The organism is Bradyrhizobium sp. USDA 4449 (genome assembly GCF_054056275.1).
Genome location: NZ_JBSRYD010000001.1, coordinates 6,673,336 through 6,694,798 on the forward strand (window position 1 = coordinate 6,673,336; position 21,463 = coordinate 6,694,798).

General features: G+C 63.7%; 19 protein-coding genes and 1 pseudogene. 8 read left to right on the forward strand and 12 right to left on the reverse strand.

All coding sequences use genetic code 11. The features are described 5' to 3' along the window. Positions 1-65 precede the first annotated feature (65 nt). Positions 66-488 carry a phosphoribosyl-AMP cyclohydrolase gene (hisI, locus tag ACVIIW_RS31455; RefSeq protein ID WP_456704253.1) on the reverse strand — a complete coding sequence of 141 codons (423 nt, stop codon included), beginning with the start codon at positions 486-488 and terminating at the stop codon, positions 66-68. 27 nt (positions 489-515) lie between these two features. Beyond that, a complete protein-coding gene (gene folE, locus ACVIIW_RS31460; RefSeq protein ID WP_456704254.1) occupies positions 516-1,208 on the reverse strand; it encodes a GTP cyclohydrolase I FolE in 693 nt (230 codons plus the stop codon). A gap of 234 nt (positions 1,209-1,442) precedes the next feature. Between folE and ACVIIW_RS31465 the strand changes: the two genes are divergently transcribed. Then, positions 1,443-1,898: an iron-sulfur cluster assembly scaffold protein gene (locus ACVIIW_RS31465; protein ID WP_456704255.1), complete on the forward strand. Its 456-nt coding sequence runs from the start codon at positions 1,443-1,445 to the stop codon at positions 1,896-1,898. Positions 1,899-1,914: 16 nt separating this feature from the next. On the opposite strand, the gene ACVIIW_RS31470 is transcribed toward ACVIIW_RS31465, so the two are convergent. Further along, complete coding sequence (locus ACVIIW_RS31470; protein ID WP_456704256.1) at positions 1,915-2,808, reverse strand: hypothetical protein; 894 nt, start codon at positions 2,806-2,808, stop codon at positions 1,915-1,917. A gap of 241 nt (positions 2,809-3,049) precedes the next feature. Between ACVIIW_RS31470 and yidD the strand changes: the two genes are divergently transcribed. Together yidD and ACVIIW_RS31480 are read left to right on the forward strand one after the other, a co-directional pair. Further along, complete coding sequence (yidD, locus tag ACVIIW_RS31475; protein ID WP_456704257.1) at positions 3,050-3,388, forward strand: membrane protein insertion efficiency factor YidD; 339 nt, start codon at positions 3,050-3,052, stop codon at positions 3,386-3,388. A gap of 96 nt (positions 3,389-3,484) precedes the next feature. Further along, a complete protein-coding gene (locus ACVIIW_RS31480; protein ID WP_456704258.1) occupies positions 3,485-3,697 on the forward strand; it encodes a hypothetical protein in 213 nt (70 codons plus the stop codon). 5 nt (positions 3,698-3,702) lie between these two features. Here ACVIIW_RS31480 and ACVIIW_RS31485 read toward each other — a convergent pair whose 3' ends face one another. Further along, a complete protein-coding gene (locus ACVIIW_RS31485) occupies positions 3,703-4,914 on the reverse strand; it encodes a hypothetical protein (RefSeq protein WP_456704259.1) in 1,212 nt (403 codons plus the stop codon). A 2-nt stretch (positions 4,915-4,916) separates the two neighbouring features. Then, positions 4,917-6,284 (reverse strand): APC family permease, encoded by a 1,368-nt coding sequence (locus ACVIIW_RS31490; protein ID WP_456704260.1) that lies wholly within the window; start codon positions 6,282-6,284, stop codon positions 4,917-4,919. Between the two features lie 355 nt (positions 6,285-6,639). Here ACVIIW_RS31490 and ACVIIW_RS31495 point away from each other — a divergent pair, with 355 nt between their 5' ends. Next, positions 6,640-7,947 carry an alpha/beta hydrolase gene (locus ACVIIW_RS31495; protein ID WP_456704261.1) on the forward strand — a complete coding sequence of 436 codons (1,308 nt, stop codon included), beginning with the start codon at positions 6,640-6,642 and terminating at the stop codon, positions 7,945-7,947. Positions 7,948-8,007: 60 nt separating this feature from the next. On the opposite strand, the gene ACVIIW_RS31500 is transcribed toward ACVIIW_RS31495, so the two are convergent. Next, positions 8,008-8,400 carry a hypothetical protein gene (locus ACVIIW_RS31500; RefSeq protein WP_456704262.1) on the reverse strand — a complete coding sequence of 131 codons (393 nt, stop codon included), beginning with the start codon at positions 8,398-8,400 and terminating at the stop codon, positions 8,008-8,010. Between the two features lie 90 nt (positions 8,401-8,490). Further along, positions 8,491-9,663 carry an MFS transporter gene (locus ACVIIW_RS31505; protein WP_456704263.1) on the reverse strand — a complete coding sequence of 391 codons (1,173 nt, stop codon included), beginning with the start codon at positions 9,661-9,663 and terminating at the stop codon, positions 8,491-8,493. 185 nt (positions 9,664-9,848) lie between these two features. Here ACVIIW_RS31505 and thrS point away from each other — a divergent pair, with 185 nt between their 5' ends. The 3 genes from thrS (at position 9,849) to ACVIIW_RS31520 (ending at position 13,880) form a co-directional block, all read left to right on the forward strand. After that, complete coding sequence (gene thrS, locus ACVIIW_RS31510) at positions 9,849-11,891, forward strand: threonine--tRNA ligase (protein ID WP_456704264.1); 2,043 nt, start codon at positions 9,849-9,851, stop codon at positions 11,889-11,891. 93 nt (positions 11,892-11,984) lie between these two features. Next, entirely contained in the window at positions 11,985-12,548 is a 564-nt protein-coding gene (locus ACVIIW_RS31515) for a nitroreductase family protein (protein WP_456704265.1), read from the forward strand. Positions 12,549-12,611: 63 nt separating this feature from the next. Continuing rightward, positions 12,612-13,880 (forward strand): serine hydrolase domain-containing protein, encoded by a 1,269-nt coding sequence (locus ACVIIW_RS31520; protein WP_456704266.1) that lies wholly within the window; start codon positions 12,612-12,614, stop codon positions 13,878-13,880. Here ACVIIW_RS31520 and ACVIIW_RS31525 read toward each other — a convergent pair. The 3 genes from ACVIIW_RS31525 to ACVIIW_RS31535 all read right to left on the reverse strand — a co-directional run bounded on the left by ACVIIW_RS31525 (position 13,866) and on the right by ACVIIW_RS31535 (position 18,551). After that, complete coding sequence (locus tag ACVIIW_RS31525) at positions 13,866-16,328, reverse strand: putative bifunctional diguanylate cyclase/phosphodiesterase (protein ID WP_456704267.1); 2,463 nt, start codon at positions 16,326-16,328, stop codon at positions 13,866-13,868. The two genes, ACVIIW_RS31520 and ACVIIW_RS31525, sit on opposite strands and share 15 nt — an antisense overlap. A gap of 543 nt (positions 16,329-16,871) precedes the next feature. Further along, positions 16,872-17,066 (reverse strand): hypothetical protein, encoded by a 195-nt coding sequence (locus ACVIIW_RS31530; RefSeq protein ID WP_456704268.1) that lies wholly within the window; start codon positions 17,064-17,066, stop codon positions 16,872-16,874. A gap of 414 nt (positions 17,067-17,480) precedes the next feature. Continuing rightward, positions 17,481-18,551: a hypothetical protein gene (locus tag ACVIIW_RS31535; RefSeq protein ID WP_456704269.1), complete on the reverse strand. Its 1,071-nt coding sequence runs from the start codon at positions 18,549-18,551 to the stop codon at positions 17,481-17,483. Between the two features lie 234 nt (positions 18,552-18,785). On the opposite strand from ACVIIW_RS31535, the pseudogene ACVIIW_RS31540 reads away from it, so the two are divergent. Further along, positions 18,786-19,818: pseudogene (locus tag ACVIIW_RS31540) on the forward strand (patatin-like phospholipase family protein). A gap of 7 nt (positions 19,819-19,825) precedes the next feature. Here the strand turns inward: ACVIIW_RS31540 and ACVIIW_RS31545 are convergent. Together ACVIIW_RS31545 and ACVIIW_RS31550 are read right to left on the reverse strand one after the other, a co-directional pair. Next, positions 19,826-20,254 carry a CBS domain-containing protein gene (locus tag ACVIIW_RS31545; protein WP_456704270.1) on the reverse strand — a complete coding sequence of 143 codons (429 nt, stop codon included), beginning with the start codon at positions 20,252-20,254 and terminating at the stop codon, positions 19,826-19,828. A gap of 189 nt (positions 20,255-20,443) precedes the next feature. Then, a complete protein-coding gene (locus ACVIIW_RS31550; RefSeq protein ID WP_456705318.1) occupies positions 20,444-21,253 on the reverse strand; it encodes a rhomboid family intramembrane serine protease in 810 nt (269 codons plus the stop codon). Positions 21,254-21,463 lie beyond the last annotated feature (210 nt).

Genomic DNA, 21,463 nt, shown 5'->3' on the forward strand with positions numbered 1-21,463 from the left:
GTTATGGTTAATGCGGGGTTAACTCGACGACCGCCGTCATTTCGGGGGCTCGCCGCAGATGCGAACTATTTCTTGTAGACCGCGGTCGGATCGAACAGCCTGTCCGCATCGACGAAGACGAGCTTCGACCCGCCGCCCTCCGCCTCGACCTTGCGATAGAAACAGGACCGGCGGCCGGTGTGGCAGGCCGCGCCGATCTGCTCGACGCGAATCCAGACCGCGTCCTGGTCGCAATCGGTGCGTATCTCGACAACGCGCTGGGTCTGACCCGAGGTCTCACCTTTTCGCCACAAGGCGTTGCGTGAGCGGCTGAAGTACCAGGCTTCGCCGGTTGCAATGGTCTTGCGGAGCGCCTCGTCGTTCATGTGGGCGACCATGAGCACGTCCCCGGTGACGACGTCGGTCGCCACACAGGTCACGAGGCCGCCGGAATCGAACTTTGGAAGGAAGGTGAGGCCTTCCTCGATCTCATGGGAGTGGGCGGGCACCACAAATCTCGCCGGTTGTTCGCGAGGTCAGCGCGGCATGCCTCGCACCATGGACAGGAAACGGGCCTGCTCCGCGGGATTGTCGCGGAACATGCCGGTGTAGCGGCTGGTGAAGGTCGAGGCGCCGTGCTTGGCGACGCCGCGTACCGACATGCAGGTATGCTCGGCCTCGATCAGCACGGCAACGCCGCGCGGCTTCAGGATCTCGTCGATCGCGGCTGCGATCTGCGCCGTCAGATGCTCCTGGGTCTGGAGCCGGCGGGCGAAGATGTCGGTCAGGCGCGCCAGCTTCGACAGACCGACAACACGTTCGACCGGCGTGTAGGCGATGTGCGCCTTGCCGTAGAACGGCATCATGTGATGCTCGCATTGCGACGTGAATTCGATGTCGCGGACCAGCACGAAGTCATCATAGCCGGCAGTCTCGCCGAAGGTGCGATCGAGCACCTCGGCCGGGCACTGGTGGTAGCCCTGATAGAGCTCGTCGAAAGCCTCGACCACGCGGCGCGGCGTGTCGAGCAGGCCCTCCCGCCCGGTGTTCTCGCCGATATAAGCGAGCAGCGTCTTCACGGCGGCTTCCGCCTCCGCACGCGCGGGGCGCGGCTGGTCGGCCCGGACGGCGGCCGCGAGGAACTCAGACGGATCGAGCTCGGGCGGGCGGCTCTCGGGCTGCCGGTCGGAGGGCTTGCCGGGGCGGATAGATTTGATTGCAGCGTCCATGTCTACTCCGTTCGACGGCCTTACGGCCGGAGTGTCACCGGCAGACGGGGCGGACAACCGCCGGGCGCCTGAAGAGAACAGTGTTTGGCGAAAGGGATCCCCACGCCGGCAGCGCGGATCTGGATCACCCACCGACGCACCGCCGGACTGTTTTTCCGCCAGTTCCGACCTATATAAGACCCTGGACGGCCCTCGCCAAGGCCGATCCGACAGGTAAGTGCTGGGCGCGATCACATGCTGAACGACATCTATAACAAGCGGATCATTGAGCTGGCCGGCAATATTCCGCGCCTGGGACGGTTGGCCGACGCCGATGCCACCGCCACCGCCCACTCCAAGCTGTGCGGTTCGACGGTGAAGATCGACCTCAAAATGGAGGGCGACACCGTCACCGATTTCGCACACGACGTAAAGGCCTGCGCGCTCGGCCAGGCCTCTTCATCCATCATGGCAAGTCATGTGGTCGGCTCGACTGCGAGCGAACTCCGTGAGTTACGCGAAACCGTTCGCAAGATGCTGAAGGAGAATGGTGCGCCTCCTCAAGGCAAATGGGAAGACATCAAGTTCCTCGAGCCGGTCCGCGACTACAAGGCGCGCCACGCCTCGACGCTCCTGACCTTCGATGCCGTGGTGGATGCGATCGGTCAGATCGAGGCCAAGCCGAAGCAGCCGGCCCCTGCGCAGGACTAAAGCGAGGCTGAAGCTCTTACTTCTGCGGCGCCGCAGGTGGTGCCGCCACCCCGCCGGTCGGGACCATGGCTTCCGCCGTTTGGGTGGACTTTGCCGGCTGCGGCTCTCCGCCGAACCTCGCCTGCGTCTTCGGCGCAAGCTCGGCAATCGCAGGCGCTGTGACATCCACGTGCGGCAACACGTCAGTCACGAGGTCCGTCGTCACGAGATTGGTCAGCTTCAACTCAGCAGTGTCGAGCTCGTGCAGATCTTCCCACGGCGGCACGTTGAGCGCCAGCGACAACAGGTCTCCCGCTCCGCCCATGTCGAAGGTGTATTTGGCGAGCCGGCCGATATCGCGTTCCACGATCATCAAATCCTGCGCGCTGTAGCTCGCTGCCTTGGCGTCGTCGGCGCGGTCCCCCATCCAGATCTGATGGACGCGGACATGGGCCGCATCAGGCACATAGCGCTTCTTGCCGGCCAGCAGCAGGAACACGCACATGGATTCGCAATAGGCTTCCGAGCCGACCGCGGGACGGGCGCCCTGCCCACTCTTCTGCTGCGTGATGCCGACGGTGGTGAGAAGGCCGAGATTGCGGAAGCGCCGCCCAAGCGTGATCGCGTCGTTGACGGAACCGCCGCTGGAGTCGAGGACAACCGTCGCACCGCCGAGCTGGCGCCCGCGGGCAAAGTCGTCGAAATCCTTCGGCGTATCTGCGGTGATGATGCCCACCGCGCTAACCCAGCCCCGGCAATTGGGCTCGCAGGCAACCCAGCCGAACTTCATCGGCAGCTTGCGCTCTTCGAGCGAGGCGCCGGCGCTGGCCGAGGAACCGAACGTCGCGGCGGCGCTTGCCAGCACGACACCACAGGCGGCGGTTCCAACCAGCAACCAGCCGCGAAGATTGAGCGACTTCAGAAGTTTCAAAATGATCCCTTCCCCAAGCCCATTGGCGCGATTATCCCCGCTTCGCGCTCGATGAGTCGATCATACAGTCGTATGTTTTCATGACTGTCCTAAAAATGGTATCCGGGGGAATACAGCTCGTCCACAGAGACTTGCTGCACTGCTCCCAAAAAGCATGCAAAATATGGCGCGAAAACAACAGCTTGCTGTTCCCTGCGCCGGAACCGTGCAGCACCTCGCACAGGATCTCGGCACAGCGCCTATGAAGCACTCAACCTGCGAGCAATGTTCCGCTCATCTGGCCGACGCACTGCGACTGCCGCGCAGATTCGGTCGCGCGTTGATCTGGCTTTACCGGCACACGCTGTCACCGCTGGTCGGCTACAATTGCCGCCATCTGCCAACGTGCTCCGTGTATGCCGATGAGGCGATCGAACGGTTCGGACTTTGGGCCGGCGGCTGGATGACGCTCGCGCGCCTGTTGCGCTGCAACCCGTTCGGCACCTCGGGCATCGACAACGTGCCACTTGCCGCACCGCAGGGCGCGCGCTGGTACCTTCCGTGGCGCTATGCGCGCTGGCGCGGCGTCAACGCCGACTAGTTAGGGTTGCTGCGGTGCTTTGCGCATCGCTGCCCCGAGCGGAACAGGAACTCCGCTCCTCGCGTTGTTGTGATGCTCCCGCGGGAGGAAACAACAATGCGCTGGAAAATCAGCCCTCATTTTCACTTCAGGCCTGGTGCACATCTCGGTTTTAATCCGAGAGATCACGATCCCAGGACGATCGACATGCTCGCGATCATCGCGCTGCTGGTTCTCGTCGTCGGCTCCGGATGGTATCTGGCCTCAAGCCTTGCCACACCGCCAAGCACGACGGCGTTCATCGTGCCGAGCCAGAGCGTGCACTGGTAGCTAAATTAGCGGAACCAGAAGAAACGTCCGGGCGGCGGCGGGATCGGCTCGGGCGGACGCAGTCGCCTGGGCCGCGCGGGCCTGGGCGCCGGTTCGGTGGACGAGGCCGTCTCCGCAGGAGGTGCTTCACTCCCCGGAATTTTCACCGACAGCAGCAGATTCGACTCGTGCATTCGCCAGCGATAACCGACGCCGAAATCGATCGGCTGAGCGCGCGTGAACAGTTCGGCATAACGATCCTGATAGCGACCAGGGAATTCGTTGATCGGCCCCAGATAGCGGCCGAACGGGAAGAAACGCCATTGCCGCGAATTGTAATTGGCGAGCGGAATGCCGGAATCGTCCTGGATGATGGTCGCACTGTTGGCGAGCAGCCAGTCGCGGGCAACGCTGAAATTGCCCGCGTGCAGGAGATACGACGCGCTCTTGAGCAGGCTGTTGCCCGGCCCGAGCGCGTCGCAGAATTTCAGGAAGCCGGCGGCACGCGCGCCGGAATTGGAAAGATCGGTCGAGAAATAATACAGCGTTCGCGACTCGCCGTCGGGACCTGCGAAGGTGATGCGGACGCCCCGCGTGGCGTTCGGCCCCGGATTGTCGTTGCCGGTATGCACCCCGCCCTTGTCATCGAGCGCGACCATCTCGACATTGCGGATCGTTTTGCCGGAGCGCGCCAGGAAGACGTAGAGGATCGGCAAGGTGCCGTTGACCTGGTTGCTGTGCAGGTCGACCTTCATCTGCTTGGTGATGAAGAAGGAGAAACTCAGGATCGAGCCGAGCGAACGCTCGACATTGTAAAGCGCGGCGTCAACCGAGCCGCGCGACAGCTTCGTCAGATCGGGTACCGCGCCAACCGGCTCCAGCGCACCGAGCACGTAGGTACTGGCCTTGGAATAGAAGGCATTGGCGTAAAGGAAATCCGGGCCGCTGAAAAAATAGAACATGGTCGGCCGCGGCGCGGCCAGATTGACGTCCGACCAGCTCCGGATCTTCGATAGCTGCCGCTGCTCGAGCTGGGCGAAGGCGCCGTCGAAGAATTTTGCGTGGTGCTGCCAGGCCGGATCCCTGGTGAGCGCCACCAGCGGCGAGTCCGCCGAAGGCTGCATGCCTGCGAGGATGCGCGCGGTATCGTCGAAAGTAACCTCGGCCGCGCGCACGGACGAGATGGCCGCAGCCATAAGGGCGAGACCGACGGCCGCAATTCTCATGGGTCGAAGCATGTCTATTCGCGATGGTGTGACGTGGCAGCGGCGACCGGCCGCCTGCGGAAAACAGCATAAATGAACAGGCCCGCGAGCATGACGAGCATCCCCGACAGCGACTGCACGGGCCGCTCGGTCAACAGGTAGTACATCATGGACGCGGTCACGAGCAGGAAAATGAGCGGTGTGAACGGGTATCCCCAGGCGCGATACGGCCTTGGCAAATCGGGATCGGTGATGCGCAGCTTGATGACGCCCGCCACCGTGAAGAACGAGCAGAACAGCAGCGCGAACTGGATGAAGTCGAGCACCGCCTCGAAGCTGCGCGTGAACAGCAGGAGATTGGCAACCGCAAGCTGAAACAGGATGGCGTAAGCCGGCGCGCCGCTCACCGACCGCTTCGAGAACACGCCCAGCGCCGGGATGTCCTCCCCCATCGTCATCATCACGCGCGGGCCGATCCACATCATCGCACTGATCGAGGAAATCAGCCCGACACAGATCATCGCACCGACGATCCGGCCGCCAAGAGGTCCGAAGATGGCGCTGCCGGCGACGCTCGCGACATCGAGCTGGCCGGCCAGCGCGCTGATCGGGGTCGAATAGAGGAACACCGCGTTGAGCGCGACATACAGCACCAGCACGATCAGCGTGCCCGCGAGCAACGCGCGCGGCAGGCTCTGCTGCGGCGTGTTCATTTCGCCGATGATGTAGGTCGCGGCATTCCAGCCCGAGAACGAGTACATCACGAAGACGAGCCCGATCGCGAACGGCGCACTCACGACATGGGCGAGATCGCCCGCTTGCGGCGCAAACGAGATCGGCTGCGGCGTGCCGATGACGAAGCCGGCTGCGAGGAAAGCGACGATCAGCACGACCTTGAGGATGGTCGAGATCAACTGAAAGGTCGACGATTGCCTGACGCCGGTCAACTGCACGATCGAGACCAGCCACACCACGCCAATCGCGAGCGGGATCGGCGGCAGATCGGGAATGACCGACTTGGCGTATTCGCCGAAGGCCATGGCGGCCAGCGCCACCGGCGCCGCGAAGCCGACCGTCGCCGAGACCCATCCGGCGAGAAAGCCGAAAGCGGGATGATAGGCGCGGCCGAGGAAGTTGTATTCCCCGCTCGAGCGGGGAAACATCGCCCCCAACTCGCTGTAGGAGAACACGCCGCACAGCGCGACAATGCCGCCCACGGTCCACAACGCCACGATCGGGAAGCCCGAGGGAATGTCCTTGACCTGGAAGCCGAGGCTCGTGAACACGCCGACACCGATCATGTCGGCAACGACGATCGCGGTCGCGACCAGAACGGAAACCCCGGAACCGCCTCCGGTCAGCCGCCCGCTCCAGGGCGCGGTTCCCGCATCTGATGCCGTCATCGGGGTCCTCGAGCCTCAGGCGTCGCGCCTCGTGCAGATTGGTCCAGTCAATTCAAGCAGGGTTAACAAGGGTTAAATGAGGCGATCCAAGATAGGTAATTGGTCACCTTCGATGCCGCTTTGCAGACGATAAACCCGTGGTCTTCAGCGGAAATGCGTCCGGCCTCCCCACAATCGCGACACGATTGCGTGGTCTTTTTGATCGCTCCGGATGTGGGGAAGTTTCTCCGGACACTTAACGTTGCCTAAACGCGGGTCGGTTCAATTGTCTTAATAATTGCCGATGGTTCGTGGCTTGGGTCATGCTTGGGGTCATGGGTGGATGGTCGGGGCCGTTCCGAAAGTGAAAGCAGACATGCGTGCTGACCGGACCAGGACGTCCGGCGTGCGCCGTCGTGCACTTCGGATCGCCCTGATCTCAGGCTTGGTGCCGTCGTCGCTCACGCTGGTTCAATGTGGCCAGTCGCCCAATCCAGCTGCGCTGGCGGCGAGTTCGCAAGCCAATGTCCAGGTGGTTGCGAAGACAAGTCCGCAAGTCTCCAACCAACACGTCGCAAGCGACGACACGTTCGACGATCGCTTTCCAGCCTCGCAGTTCAGGGAGCGCTTCCCTTCGGCGAGCGAGAGTTTCCTGCAACGGCAGATGTCGGACTTCTCGCCCAAGCGCGCCGTGCAGCAGCAGCCCCCGGAACAGGCGCCCTACAAGGTCGCCTCGCTTGCGCCGCAGGTCCCTTACCAGCGTCCGTCGCGCCAGGACCTCACAACGCTTGTCAGCATGAAATCGTCGGCCTTCCCTTATTTCGGCAACAACCCCGCCTCCGACGCGCCCTTCCTCAACATCTCCAGGGGGGACCGCCGCGGGCACCGCAGCTATTCCGGGCGCGTCTTCTGGCAGGACGAGACCTACAATGACAGCCGCGTGCTGGTGCACGTCCCCGAACATTTCGACGTGCGCAAGCCTGGCGTGATCGTGGTGTTCTTCCACGGCAATGGCGCGACGCTCGAGCGCGACGTGCGCGACCGGCAGCTGGTGCCGCAGCAGATCACCGCATCAGGCGCCAACGCCGTGCTGCTCGCGCCGCAGATGGCCGTCGATGCCGCCGATTCCAGCGCCGGAAAGTTCTGGCAGCCTGGCGGCCTCAAGCGCTTCATAGATGAATCGGCCAATCACCTCGCGCAGCTGACCGGCGATCCCAACAGCGCGCGTGCCTTCGCCACCATGCCGATCGTGATCGTGGGCTATAGCGGCGGCTTCCTGCCGACCGCATGGAGCCTCGAGGTCGGCGGCATCAGCGATCGCGTCCGCGGCGTCGTGCTGCTCGATGCGATCTACGGCGAAATGGACAAGTTCGCATCCTGGATCGAGAGCCACCGCTCTGGCTTCTTCGTCAGCTCCTATACCCACTACACCGCGCGGCGCGACCACGAGCTGATGAGCACGCTCAGGCAGAAGGGCATCGGCGTTTCCGAGGACATGGATGCACCGCTGCGCCCCGGCAGCGTCGTGTTCGTCGAGACCGGCGACGGCATCACCCACCGTGACTACGTCAATCGCGCCTGGACGCAATATCCGCTCAAGGACGTGCTGGTGAAGATGTCGGCAACGCCGGCACTCGCACTGACGCGCGTCGCAGCCACCGCATCACCGACATCGAGCCGCTAGCTGAGCGCCAACGACCGGCCACTCAGCTCTCACTTCCAACTCTTGGGCGGTCGAGCCGTTTCAGCTCTTGGGCAGTTTCGGAATGCTCTCGGCAAAGCCGTTGAAGCAGGCCAGCCGCTCGTCCTCTTCCTTGAGGAAGCGGCAGTCGGAGACACCTTTGGCCTTCGGCGGCTTGGGCTTCGGCGTCGGCGGAAGCACCGCGTCATAGCAATTGAGACGGTCCTTGGTGCCGTCGTCGGTATCAAGGCAGGCCTGGAGGCGCAGCGCGATCGACTGCGGCTTGCCTTTTGGCGCAGCGACAGCCGGTTTGGCTGCTGCTTCCTTGGTGCCGGCCTTGGTCCCTTTGGGCTTGACCTGCACCAGCGGCTTGTCCCCCACCATCGGTGGCGTGTCGGTTTGCGCAAACGCGGAGGCTGAATAGAGCACCGCGGCAACCGCCAGAATCATCCTCATTTCAGTCAACTCTCTTTGGTCCCCATATCTGGCCTTCTAGCGCTCTCTCGCGCGGTTTGCCAAGCGTCTTGCGTTCGGGAAACACGGCCATCAGCCCGGGGCGACAGCCGCCGGCCGGGGCCGGCTCGCAACCACCAGGACCACGGCCAGCACGACGAAGCCGACGGCCACAAAGCCCGTACTGTGCAGCAGTTCGCGGGCAAACAGCGCCCCTCCGACCGCGGAGCCAATGGCCTGGCCGATGTAGAGGACGGAGGTATTGAGCGCGACTGTTGCCGGCGCGAGCGGCGGTGCTGCCGCGACCAGCCGCACCTGCTGCATCGAATTGGTCGAGGCAAAGCCCAGCCCCCACATGGCCACCGCAATCGCCATTAATACCAGTGTGCCCGCGCTGAGCGCCCAACCGGTAATGCCCGCCAATAACAGGCTCGTGAACAACAAAGAGGTCTGGTACGGGCCCCATGTGTCGACGATACGGGTTGCGACGGCAACGCCGAGGAAGCCGCAAACACCATAGATCGCGAACACCATTCCGATCGCGTCCGGGCTTGCGTCGGTCATCTTGTTGAGCAGCGGGCCCATGAAGGTGAACACCACGAACTGGCCGGACATCTGCAGCATCGTGATCGCGAGCAGCAGCAGGATCGTCTTGTTGCGGCCGACCTCGCTCCAGGTCCTCAGATCGACCGGCGTGCCCTTCAATCCGGCCGGCAGGCGCACCAGCAGCAACAGGAAGCTGATGCAACCGAGCGCGCCGATCCCGCCATAGGCGGCGCGCCAACCGTAGCGACTGGCGATGAAGGTGATCAGCGGGAGGCCGACCGCGGCCGCCAGCGACCAGCCAAGGAAGATATAGGCGATCGTGCTGCCGCGGCGCTCCGGCGGCACGATCAGCGCGGCGGTGCCCGCCGCCTGCGGCGTGTACAGCGCGCCGACAGCGAGCATCACCAGCCGGATGACGAGGAGGCTTGCATAGCTGGGCGCAAAGGCCGACGCGAGATTGCCTGATGCAAGCACTGCCAGCGTGGCCGTGAGCAGGACCCGCCGCTCGATGCGGCTGGTCAGCCACGCCGTCAGCGGCGAGCCGATGCACAGCGTGATCGCGCCGAAGGTGATGAGCAGCCCGGCTGCATGGATGCTGATCCCGAGCCCCGCCGACACCTCCGGCAGCATTCCCGCCGGCGCCAGCACTGAGCAGCCTGTGACGAGATTGCCAAGCATCAGGGCGGTTGCGGTAAAGCGGCCGGCGCGCGGATTTTCCATGCAATTGCATGTAGAGCAGGCCCGCCGCCAGTTAAAGGGCGCGACATGAAATAGTTGGAGGATTGGCTGCGCTTTGCGCACCACTTTCTTGGAAATGCCGGATTGCGCAGGCCGAATCGCCTGATATATCGCTCGTTCCCGCTTACCTGCGCTCGTTCGCAGGAGTGAGCCTCAGGAGAAAAGCAATGTCCGACCAGCCCAAATCCGAATCCGGCTTCCAATATTCCCTCAGCAATCTGAAGCCCGTGACCCCCGCCGCCAAAGTCACACTCACCTTCCCCGACGGCGCCCAGCGCCAATATGACCAGAACATCACCGGTCTCGAGATCGCCAAGGGCATCTCGCCCTCGCTCGCCAAGCGCACCGTGGCGATGATGCTCGACGGCGTGCTCACCGATCTCAACGATCCCATCGAGGCCGACGCCAAGCTCAGGCTGATCTCGCGCGACGAGCCGGAGGCGCTGGGGCTGATCCGCCACGACTGCGCGCACGTGCTGGCGGAAGCCGTGCAGACGCTGTGGCCGGGCACGCAGGTCACCATCGGCCCCGTGATCGAGAATGGTTTCTATTACGACTTCTTCCGCAACGAGCCGTTCACGCCGGAAGATTTCGCCGCCATCGAGAAAAAGATGCGCGAGATCATCGCGCGCGACAAACCGTTCACCAAGGAAGTCTGGGACCGGGAAAAGACAAAACAGGTGTTCCGCGACAAGGGCGAGGCCTTCAAGGTCGAGCTGGTCGACGCCATTCCCGGCAACGAGCCGATCAAGATCTACTACCAGGGCGACTGGTTCGATCTGTGCCGCGGTCCGCACATGACCTCGACCGGCAAGGTCGGAGGCGCCTTCAAGCTGATGAAGGTGGCCGGTGCCTATTGGCGCGGAGACAGCAACAACCCGATGCTGACCCGCATCTACGGCACCGCCTTCGCCAAGCAGGAGGACCTCGACGCTTACCTCAAGCAGATCGAGGAAGCCGAGAAGCGCGACCATCGCAAGCTCGGACGCGAGCTCGACCTCTTCCACTTCCAGGAGGAAGGTCCTGGAGTCGTGTTCTGGCACCCGAAGGGCTGGACCATCTTCCAGCAGCTGATCGCCTATATGCGGCGACGCCTGACCGGCGATTACAGCGAGGTCAACGCGCCACAGATCCTCGACAAGTCCCTCTGGGAGACCTCGGGCCATTGGGGCTGGTATCGCGAAAACATGTTCGCAGCGCAGTCGGCCGGCGACGAAGCCGAGGACAAGCGCTGGTTTGCGCTCAAGCCAATGAACTGCCCCGGCCACGTGCAAATCTTCAAGCACGGCCTGAAGAGCTACCGCGACCTGCCCTTGCGTCTCGCCGAGTTCGGCGTTGTGCATCGCTACGAGCCGTCCGGTGCCATGCACGGCCTGATGCGCGTGCGCGGCTTCACCCAGGACGACGCGCATATCTTCTGCACCGAGGACCAGCTCGCCGACGAGTGCCTGAAGATCAACGAACTGATCCTGTCGACCTATTCGGATTTCGGCTTCACCGGCGAACTCACGGTCAAGCTCTCGACCCGGCCGGAGAAGCGCGTCGGCACCGATGCGATGTGGGATCACGCCGAGCGCGTGATGGCCACGGTGCTGCGCGAGATCCAGGCGCAGAACAATCACATCAAGACCGAGATCAATCCAGGCGAAGGCGCCTTCTACGGGCCGAAGTTCGAGTACGTGCTGCGCGACGCCATCGGCCGCGACTGGCAATGCGGCACCACGCAGGTCGACTTCAACCTGCCGGAGCGGTTCGGTGCGTTCTACATCGACCATGACGGCGGCAAGAAGCCGCCTGTCATGGTGCATCGCGCGATCTGCGGCTCGATGGAGCGCTATATCGGCATCCTGATCGAGCACTATGCCGGCAACTTCCCGCTCTGGCTCGCGCCGGTGCAGGCGGTGGTCACCACCATCACCTCGGAAGGCGACGAATACGCGAAGGTGGTGCTGGAGCAGGCGCGGCGCGCAGGGCTTCGGGTCGAGATCGACCTGCGCAACGAAAAGATCAACTACAAGGTCCGCGAGCACTCGCTGGCCAAGATCCCTGCGCTGCTCGTGGTCGGCAGGAAGGAGGCCGAGACGCATTCGGTCTCCGTTCGCCGGCTGGGTAGCGACGGGCAAAAGGTGATGACGACCGAGGAGGCCATCGCCGCCCTGGTCGACGAGGCGACCCCGCCTGACGTCCGGCGCGCGCGCGGCGCGGTCTGATCGCTGAAATCGCTCTAAACTCGCTTTCGGTTGCGGGCGTGCATGCTTATCTCGGCATGGCACGCCCGTCGCCCATCTGAAGAGGCCATCGCAATGCCCGACGCCATCGAACTCCTGAAAACCCGTCGCTCGGTCAAGCCGCGCGAGATGACCGGACCCGGCCCGTCGCCGGCCGAGCTCGAAACCATTCTCACCATCGGCGCGCGCGTGCCCGACCACGGCAAGCTCGCGCCCTGGCGGTTCATCATTTTCGAGGGCGACGCACGCCAACGCGCGGGCGAGGTGATCGCGAAGGTCTTTGCCCGCAAGAATCCCGGCGCGCCTGCGGCCGATATCGAGACCGAGCGCAAGCGCCTATCCGATGCGCCGCTGGTGATCGGGATCGTCTCCTTCACCAAGCCCCATCCGAAGGTGCCGGCCTGGGAGCAGGAGATGTCGGCCGCCGCCAGCGCCATGAACATCGTGACGGCCGCAACCGCTCTCGGCTACGGTGCCTGCTGGCTGAGCGGCTGGTTCTCCTTCGACCGCGACGTGCTTGAAGGCCTTGGGCTCAAGGCCGACGAAAAGCTCGCGGGCTTCGTTCATATCGGCAAGGCGACCAGGCCGAGCGAGGATCGACCGCGACCGGTCCTTTCCGAAATCGTGACGCGCTTCTAATCGAAGTCTTGTTGACGCCTCTGATGTCTTGCGGCTTTGTTCCCGTGCAGGGAGGAAGCCCGGATGAAGCGTCGTGAATTTCTGGTCGGGGCCGCGATGCTGGCGGGCACGATGACGCGGAGCCGCGCGTCCGACATTCCCGCCCCTTCCGCCGACGGGCTGAGGCGCCTCACCTCGTTCTTCGAGAACGAGGTCACCACCGGCCGCTTGCCGGGAGCCATCGTCCTGATCCATCAGCATGGCAAGCCTGTCTATTTCAAGCTGTTCGGCGTGCGCGATGTCCGGACGCGGCTGTCGATGACGCCTGACACGATCTTCGCGATCCATTCCATGAGCAAGCCGATCACCAGCCTGGCTGCGATGATGCTGATCGACGAGGGCAAGCTCGCGCTGACCGATCCCGTTTCGAAATACATTCCCGTCTTCGCCGGCACGAAGGTCGGAATGGAGATCACCAAGCCCGACGGCTCGCTGGCGCTCGACCTGGTGCCGCCGCTCCATCCGGTGACGATCAGGGATTTGATGCGGCACACCTCGGGCATCAGCTACGACTATATCGGCGGCAAATGGGTCGAGCTCGCCTACAAGGCGGCCAACATTTTTCAGGGCCATTTCGAAAACAGGGAGTTCGCCGAGCGAATCGCCCGGCTGCCGCTGGCGCGGCAGCCGGGCACGCTGTGGCGCTACGGCCATTCCACCGACGTGCTCGGCAGCGTCATCGAGATCATCACGGGGCAGCCGCTGTACGACGCGTTGAAACAACGCATCTTCGATCCGCTCGGCATGACCAGCACCAAGTTCGTGCTGTCGACGCCTGACGAATTCGAGCGGATGGCGCGGCCGCTGCCGACCGACCAGATCCTGCTCGATGCCGAGCGCGAGCGTCTCGAACATCCGGAATGGCAATCGGGTGGTGGCGGCCTGCTCTCGACCATCATCGACTATCAGCGCTTTTCGCAGATGCTGCTCAACGGCGGAGAACTCGAGGGCAAGCGCTATCTCTCGCCGGCCGCCTTCAAGGACATGACGACGGACCAGATCGGGCCAGAGTCCGGCGTTGATCGCGACTATTTCTATTTCCCTGGCGACGGTTTCGGTTATGGCTATGGCCTTGCGGTGCGCACCGATCCCGGCAACGCCAAACCGCCGCCGCCGGGCTCGCTCGGCGAATTGAAGTGGGACTCGGGCAGCGGCACCTATTTCGGCGTCGATCCCAAGCTCGATATGGTCTACGTCCTGATGCAGCAGACCCAGAACGAGCGCGGCCGCATCACGCCGGCGTTCAAGGCGCTGGTCTACGACTGCTACCCGGAAGAGCTACGCCGCCCGTGAGGAACGCTCGCCGAAATCGGCGAGAAGTCTTGCGATCTCGGCGGCGGGCCTCGCGGCGCTGAACAGGAAGCCCTGCACTTCGTTGCAGCCTTCCGCGCGCAGCCAGTCGAGCTGATCCTCGGTCTCGACCCCCTCTGCAGTCGTGGTGATGTTGAGGCTGCGGCCAAGGCCCGAAATCGCACGCACGATCGCGCCGCAATCGGGCCGCCGCGCCAGATCCTTCACGAAGGAGCGGTCGATCTTGATCTTGTCGAACGGGAAACTGCGGAGATAGCTGAGACTGGAATAGCCGGTGCCGAAATCATCCATTGAGATGGACACGCCGAGGTCGCGCAATCGATGCAGGATCGCGAGATTGGCATCCGTCTCCGCGAGGAAGACCGACTCGGTGATCTCGAGCTCGAGCCGCTTCGGCGAGAGGCCGGATTGCGCCAGTGCCGAGACCACGACCTGAACCAGACTGCGGCTACGGAATTGCGCCGGCGACAGATTGACCGCGACTTTGACTTCGTCAGGCCACTTCACCGCCTCGGCACAGGCTTCGCGCAGCACCCATTCGCCGAGCTGGGTGATCAGGCCGATGTCTTCCGCGACCGGAATGAATTCCGCGGGCGAGATCATTCCCTTCTCGGGATGAGGCCAGCGCAACAGCGACTCGAAGCCGGAGATGCGATCGGATGCGATCGCCACCAGCGGCTGATAGTGCAGTTCGAACTCGCCATTGGCAAAGGCGCGACGGAGATCCAGCTCCATATCGCGGCGCTTTTGCGCCTGCAGATCCATCTCGCGCTCGAAGAAATGGTGCATGCCGCCGCCGTCGGACTTTGCCCGGTACAGTGCCATATCGGCGTTGCGCATCAACTCCTCTGACGTGATGCCGTCGCCCGGCGACAGCGCGATCCCGATGCTGGCGCCGATCACCATCTCCTGGCCGTCGATCTCGTAGGGCGCCTTCAGCATGTCGATCAGCAGCGTCGCGCAGGCGCTCGCCTCGTTCGGCGAGACGTCGGATGCGAGGATTACCGCAAACTCGTCACCGCCAAGGCGGGCAGCGAGATTGGCGCCCCGGACCGCAGTGGTCAGACGCTGGGCGACTCCCTTGAGCAGGCGATCGCCCGCCGGATGTCCGAAGGAGTCGTTGATGGTCTTGAACAGGTCGAGGTCGATATAGAGCACACCGACGCGTTTTCCGCCGGCCTGGTCGAGCGCTTGCTTGAGGCGGTCCTGGAAGTGTTCGCGGTTCGGCAGGTCGGTGAGCCCGTCGTGATGCGCCATGTAGGCGATCCGCGCCTCGGCCTTACGCCGCTCGGTGATGTCGGCGACCGCAACCAGATAGCCGTCGCGATCGTTGAAGGTGATGCGGCGGCCGAAGGTGAGCACCTCGATCTCGCTGCCGTCGGCGCGCAGGTGCCGCCAGTTGCGCGAGGAGTGGTAGGTTTCACCGACGCGATCGAGCGCCTCGTCGTGGCTGTCCCACTCGTCCTCGGGCCAGATCTCGTGAAGCTTCATGCGCAGGAAGGCGGCACGGCTGTAGCCGTAATGTTGGACGGCGGCGTCGTTGACGCTCACAAACTCTTTGGTCTCGGCGTCGAACACCCACATCGGCATCGGGTTGCTGTCGAACAGCAGGCGGAACGAGGCGTCGCGCCGCTTCATCGCGGTGACATCGGAGATAGTCAGCGAAATGACGTCGGCGAACGCCGTCGCGCTCATGCGCAGATAGCGGCGATCGGTCTCTATCTCGAGCTGCTCGCCGCGGCCGCCCGACACCGCTTTCAGCAGGAACTCCCTGACGTCGGTCCTGGCGAGCAACGTAGTGCCCTGGCCGATCTGACGCCACAACAGGCCACCGCTTGCAACATTCAGCAGCAGCTCGGCGCTCTTGTTGTGATGCACGACTTGGAAATCGGACGGATGACCGCTCGCATCGCGCAGCGTCGCCAGTGAGACCACCGCGTCTTCGGTCGCAGAGAAGATCGCATCAAGAAGATTGTATTGGGTGCCGCGCTCATTGACGTAGGCGCCGACCAGCGTGGCGCCCCAGCGTGAGGCGGTCGGCAGCGCCAGCAAATCGTAGGTCCGGACCATGCCATCGCGCACGCAATGGGCGCTGGCCTGGTACGGCCGTCCATTCTCGAGCGCACTCGCCGCTGCTTCCGACAGCGCGGTGGCGCAATCGGGCGGCAATTCCGTCAGCGGAATGTCCCAGCGTTCCTCGCCGAGCCATTTTTGCACGTAGCGTCCGCTCCGCGACAGCTCGAGCGTGCCGTCGTCCTTGAGTAACGCGATGTGGTCGGCGAGCCGTCCCAGGCTCCCGAGCATGACATCTTCATAGCGCGGCAGCCGGTCGCCCGGCTTCAACGCGGCATGCCATTTGCGCTGAAGCACCCGGATGTCGTCAAACATTTCGGTGACCGGTTTGCCCGGCATCTTCTTCGCGGCACTCATTGCAGTCCCCAACGCACTATCCCGCTGCATCCAAAGACCGGCCCGCTTAATGGCATGTAAAAAGGACGCAGGCGCGGGTTCCGTGCGGTGATTATGACAGTTTTAAATCCGGCGATGGTTAGTGCGTCTTAGAGACTATGACAGTGGGTTGAATGCGCTGCCCTCGTGTCCCGGACGCGCTGCAGCGCGCGAGCGTTGCTGCGCAGCGTCCAAGGCACGAGAGCGGAGTTTCGGCGCACAACTTTTTCCACACCATCATTGCGAGCGCAGCGAAGCAATCCAGAATCCCTCCGCGGATACATTTCTGGATTGCTTCGCTGCGCTCGCAACGACGAAGTATGCGGCAATGATTCCGCTCCCTTCAATTCGCATCTTTATCGTAGAAACGCCTTCGCATCCTCGCGGCATCTCGCCCGAGCTTTGCGACACATGCGCCGTTGAATTTCGGCAAAGTGCAATATTTTTGACGAAGCGAATTGCCCCAGCCAGCGTGTTTTGCCGGCCGGGCAACGCAAGGGATTGTAGGTGCATCGCTGGCCGCGATTAGTCTTCGCTGGACGCCGTGAAGCGGTTGCGCAGGTATGCCTGCGACAGCAGGAAAAACAGCGCGCGCTCGCCGTGATATTTGGCTGAGGGCCGCGTGCGCTCGAATCCACCGGCAAAGATCTTGCCGGACTGGTCGCAGACCTGCCACCGCCAACCGAACCGTTTGCGCCTGGTGAGGATCACTTCGAACATGCCGACGCGCTAGGTCCCCTGCTCCTTGCCGGTCTCGCAGACCAACAAGGCTGCGCCGGCGTCCCCCATTGGACAGATGCCCGACATATAACCCAGCAGAATGGAAAGCGAATGAAATTGATTATCGGAATTACGTATCTTGCACCGGCAATTGAGGTCCAAACAAGCCGCTAGCCGCTGGCACCGGTGTTTCCGTAGCCGGCGCGCAGTCTAGTAGCGCTCGCAAAGGTCTCCGAAACCGAAACGCAAGACACGAATGGAGGGTAAGCAAACGCTCACCGGACTCCACCGGCGCCTGGCTTTCGTGCACTGGATGAGAAGCGCAGTACGATCTTCACGGCAAGGCTCTCTTCCCGGCCGGTGCTGAACTCGCAACGACGATGTTGACGCAGTGGCGCTGGCTCTCGCGCGGCGTCAGCGCGCGACGACTTCGACTTCGCCATCGACACCGTTGACGACGTTGAAGCCGCGCTCGTAGACCTTGCCCTCGTTCTTGGCGATGGCGCGGTATTCGCCTTCTGAGAGCACGACGCGCGGGAAAGCGCCGATCGATTCCTTGATGACGTCGCCGCCGGGCGTCAGCACCGACCAGGCGGTGTTGGCGAGCGCCTCGCCGCCCTTGTCACTGACGAGCTTGAGCGTGATCACGGCGGCGCGGTGGGTGATGGTGACGTCGGTGAGCTTGCCGGCCTGGACGCGGATGTCCGAGCGCACCACCGAGTTGGCGTCGCCGTAGTTGGAGATGATGTAGTAGGTGCCCTCCGGCAGCAGCACGACGTCGCCGGCGGCGACGTTCGGTACCAGCGACGCGCGCTCGCCGGATTCGAACTGGCTGCCCTTGTAGATCGCGAACGAGATCTGGTTCTGAGGAATGCGGCTGGTGCCGACGCGGCCCTCGATGCGCAGGCCGCCGGCCGGCAGCACGAAGGATTCGCGGTCGGTCTCGGCCTTCAGGCTGACGGTGCGCACCGCACTGACGAGGCCGAAGGCGACGTGCACGACGTAATTGCCCGGCGGCAACACGATGTTGGGCGTGGCGCTGCGATCCTCGCGGATCAGCTTGAAGGTGCCGTTCTCGTCGGGCCGGTCGGCAAACACCCGCCACACCAGGCCGCTGGTGATCGCAGGCGTGTCCTTGCCGTATTTCGCCATCAACGACAGCACGGCCTGCCCGGGCGCGGCCGCATTGAGCGGCGCGGCCGACGGGACGCCGGTCACTGCGGGCGGCATGCTGGGCGTATTGGGCTGGGTCAGGGTCGGCGGCAGGCTGGCAGGGCCGGCGCCTGAACCGGAGGGCGGCGCCAGGCTGACCGCGCCACCGGGATCGGGCACCGAAGCCGGGGGTACCGGCGGCGGACGATCGGAGAAAAGCTGCGCCTGCGCAGTGGTCTGGCCCAGGAGAACGACCCATGCGGACAGGACCAGCGCCGGCAGCAGCTTCCCGCCGCGCCGCCATCGAATGATGCCGTCACCCCCTCGAGTCATGCCACCTGCTTTTCACCGAAAACGCGGCAAATTCAAGCCTCTGAAATCCCCGGGGAATACGGTTCTCTGGAACCGGGTTGACGCCTGCGTGATTACATTAGAGGCAAGCGGCCCTTGCCACACTCCTGCCCCCTGCGTCCCGAACGCTGTAAACCAAGCTTTGCCATCGTTCTGGTGAAGCGGAAGCGCGGTGCCTACTCTGGAGTGAGGACGGCCCGGAGTAGGAGAGTTTCGGTGCTGGATATGTTGAGAGGTCGGGGCGTGAAGAGCGTAAACAGCGAGAAGGTCGGTCTTGGCAGCATCCGCCGACCCGTCCTGGGCCTCGCCCTCGGAGGCGGCGCGGCGCGCGGCTTTGCCCATATCGGTATCATGAGAACGCTGCTGGCCAACGGCATCGTGCCCGACGTCGTGGTCGGCACCTCGATCGGGGCTGCGGTCGGCGGCGCCTATGCGGCCGGACGGCTTGATGCGCTGGAAGACTGGGCCCGCAGCCTGCAGGGCGTGCGCAACATCCTCGGCTATCTCGACATTCGTCTCAACGGCTCCGGCCTGATCGGCGGCGCGAAGCTCGCAAGCCGGCTGGAGGAATCGATCGGCCAGACCATGATCGAGGATCTCCCGATGAAATATGCCTCGGTCGCGACCGAAATCGCGGACCGGCCATGAGATCTGGCTGACGCACGGCCGCCTGGTCGAGGCGATGCGCGCCTCCTATGCCCTGCCCGGCATCTTCGCGCCTGTGATGATCGGTGACCGCTGGCTGGTCGACGGCGCGCTGGTGAACCCGGTGCCGGTTTCGGCCGCGCGGGCGCTCGGCGCCGAAATCGTCATCGCGGTCAATCTGTCCACCGACATCTTCACGCATTCCACGACGATCTATTCACACGGCGCCATGCGCACCCCGGTCGCAGCCCCGGTCGCCGAGGAAAGCCCGGCCAAGCGGCGTTTTCCGCGCATCTTCTCGCCGGAGAAAACCGTCAAGCGCGAGTTCTTCGGGACCGCCGGCCGGCCCGGCATTTCCTCGGTGATGGTGGATGCGTTCAACATCATGCAGGACCGCATCACCCGCGCGCGGCTCGCCGGCGATCCGCCGGACCTCCTGATCACGCCCCGGGTCGGCCAGTTCGGCTGGTTCGATTTTCACCGCGCCGACGAATTGATCGCGCACGGCACTCGCGCCGCCGAACGCGTGCTGGAACAGATCCAGGAGACCATCGATGTGCTGGCGCCGGCGCCCGAAGGCGCCGTGCCGAAAGCGGTCGAATAAGATTGGCTCAGGCCGTCTTGATGTAGTCGCGCAGGGCTTCCTGCTCGGACTCGTATTCGCGCACCCGCCATTTGACGATGTCGCCGATCGAAATGAGGCCGACCACTCTGCCGTTCTCGACGACGGGCAGATGGCGGAACTTGCCTGTTGTCATCATCTCCATCAGTTCGGCGACCGTGTCGGTCTCCTTGCAACTCACGACCTTGCGGGTCATGACCTGAGAGACCGGCTCGTCCAGCACGCCGGCCCCGCGCTCGCCGAGCACGCGCACGATGTCGCGTTCGGACAGGATACCCTCGAGCCGGCTCTGGTTCATCACCAGCACCGCGCCGATCTTCTTCTCGGCGAGCAGCTTGACCGCGGCGGCGAGCTTGGCGTCGGGCTCGACGCTCATGATCTGGTGGCCCTTGGTATTGAGAATCGAACGTACCGTCATTGTCGCCTCCCTGAATCGGATCCCGTCCGCTTTGCGCGGTCCGGACTTGTTCGCGAGTCTTCAACTAACAGTTTTGGCGCCGGTTTTGCGTTCAGGCGCTTTGCGAAGCATCGCCTCTACGGGCTTGTCGCTTCGGAACATTCTTCTCGGGAATGATGGATGAATTCGGGCCGCGCCGCAAGCGCCGCTTCAAATACCGCTCGAAATGTCCTGTGATGACGCATCCGCAGCATCATCGCTTCGCACGCGCGGCACGGGATCGAACAGTGCGAACAGCACCAGGCCTGCGAAGAAGCCGCCGATATGCGCTTCCCATGCGACGCCTGCGCTGTCGCCCTCGACGCCGATCGCGCCGACACCGAAGATGATGTTGAGCACGAACCAAACGCCCAGGAAGCCGACGATCCGCTTGTCGCGAAGTGCCTGCAACAGTGGCAGTGCCGGAACCCTGGCGGCGGTATCGGCATCCGAACGGCTGAACGACAGGAAACTGCCACGCACGAAGGCGAACCGGATCGCGGCCGCCATCGCCCCCGACACCGAGGCCGAGGCACCGATCATCGGCACCACGGCATGCTCGTGGGTGACGAGATGGGCGAGCGCGCCGGCCGCCGCCGTCACCGCCAGGAACACGAAGAAGCGCAGCGCGCCGAAGCGGCGCGCCAGCGCGCTCCCGAACGGCAGGAGCCACAGCACGTTGAAGGCGAGATGGGTGAGATTGGCGTGCAACAGCGAATAGGTGACGAAGGTCCATACCTTGGCACCGGCGCCGCCCTCGAACTGCAAATTCACCAGCGAGGAATCGTAGCGCTTCGGGATGAACCCGAACACGTCGATGGTCCAGTTCTCCAGCTCCGGCGGCAGCAGCACCCGCAGATGGATCAACGCCAGCAGGATGACATAGACCGTCAGCGGCCAAGGCAAGGTCAGGATCGGCTCGCGCGGGGCCTCTTCGACGACGACCTGATGGTTCGACGGGAGTTGTGGCGGAGAATCCAAGGCGGTTTCGCTTTCAGGCGCGATCGAGGCAACAGCTTGGAGATAGTCGCCTTTGCCGGCCTTGCGCAAGTGCACAAAAGGAAAAGGCAGGGCCCTGGGAAAGCCCTGCCTGTCCGTGTCGGCCTTCCCGACGCGACGGATGAACAAGGTGTATCCCTACCCCTCCCCGCGATCAGCGACCAAACTGTTTGACGCCCGTGTACAGGCCTC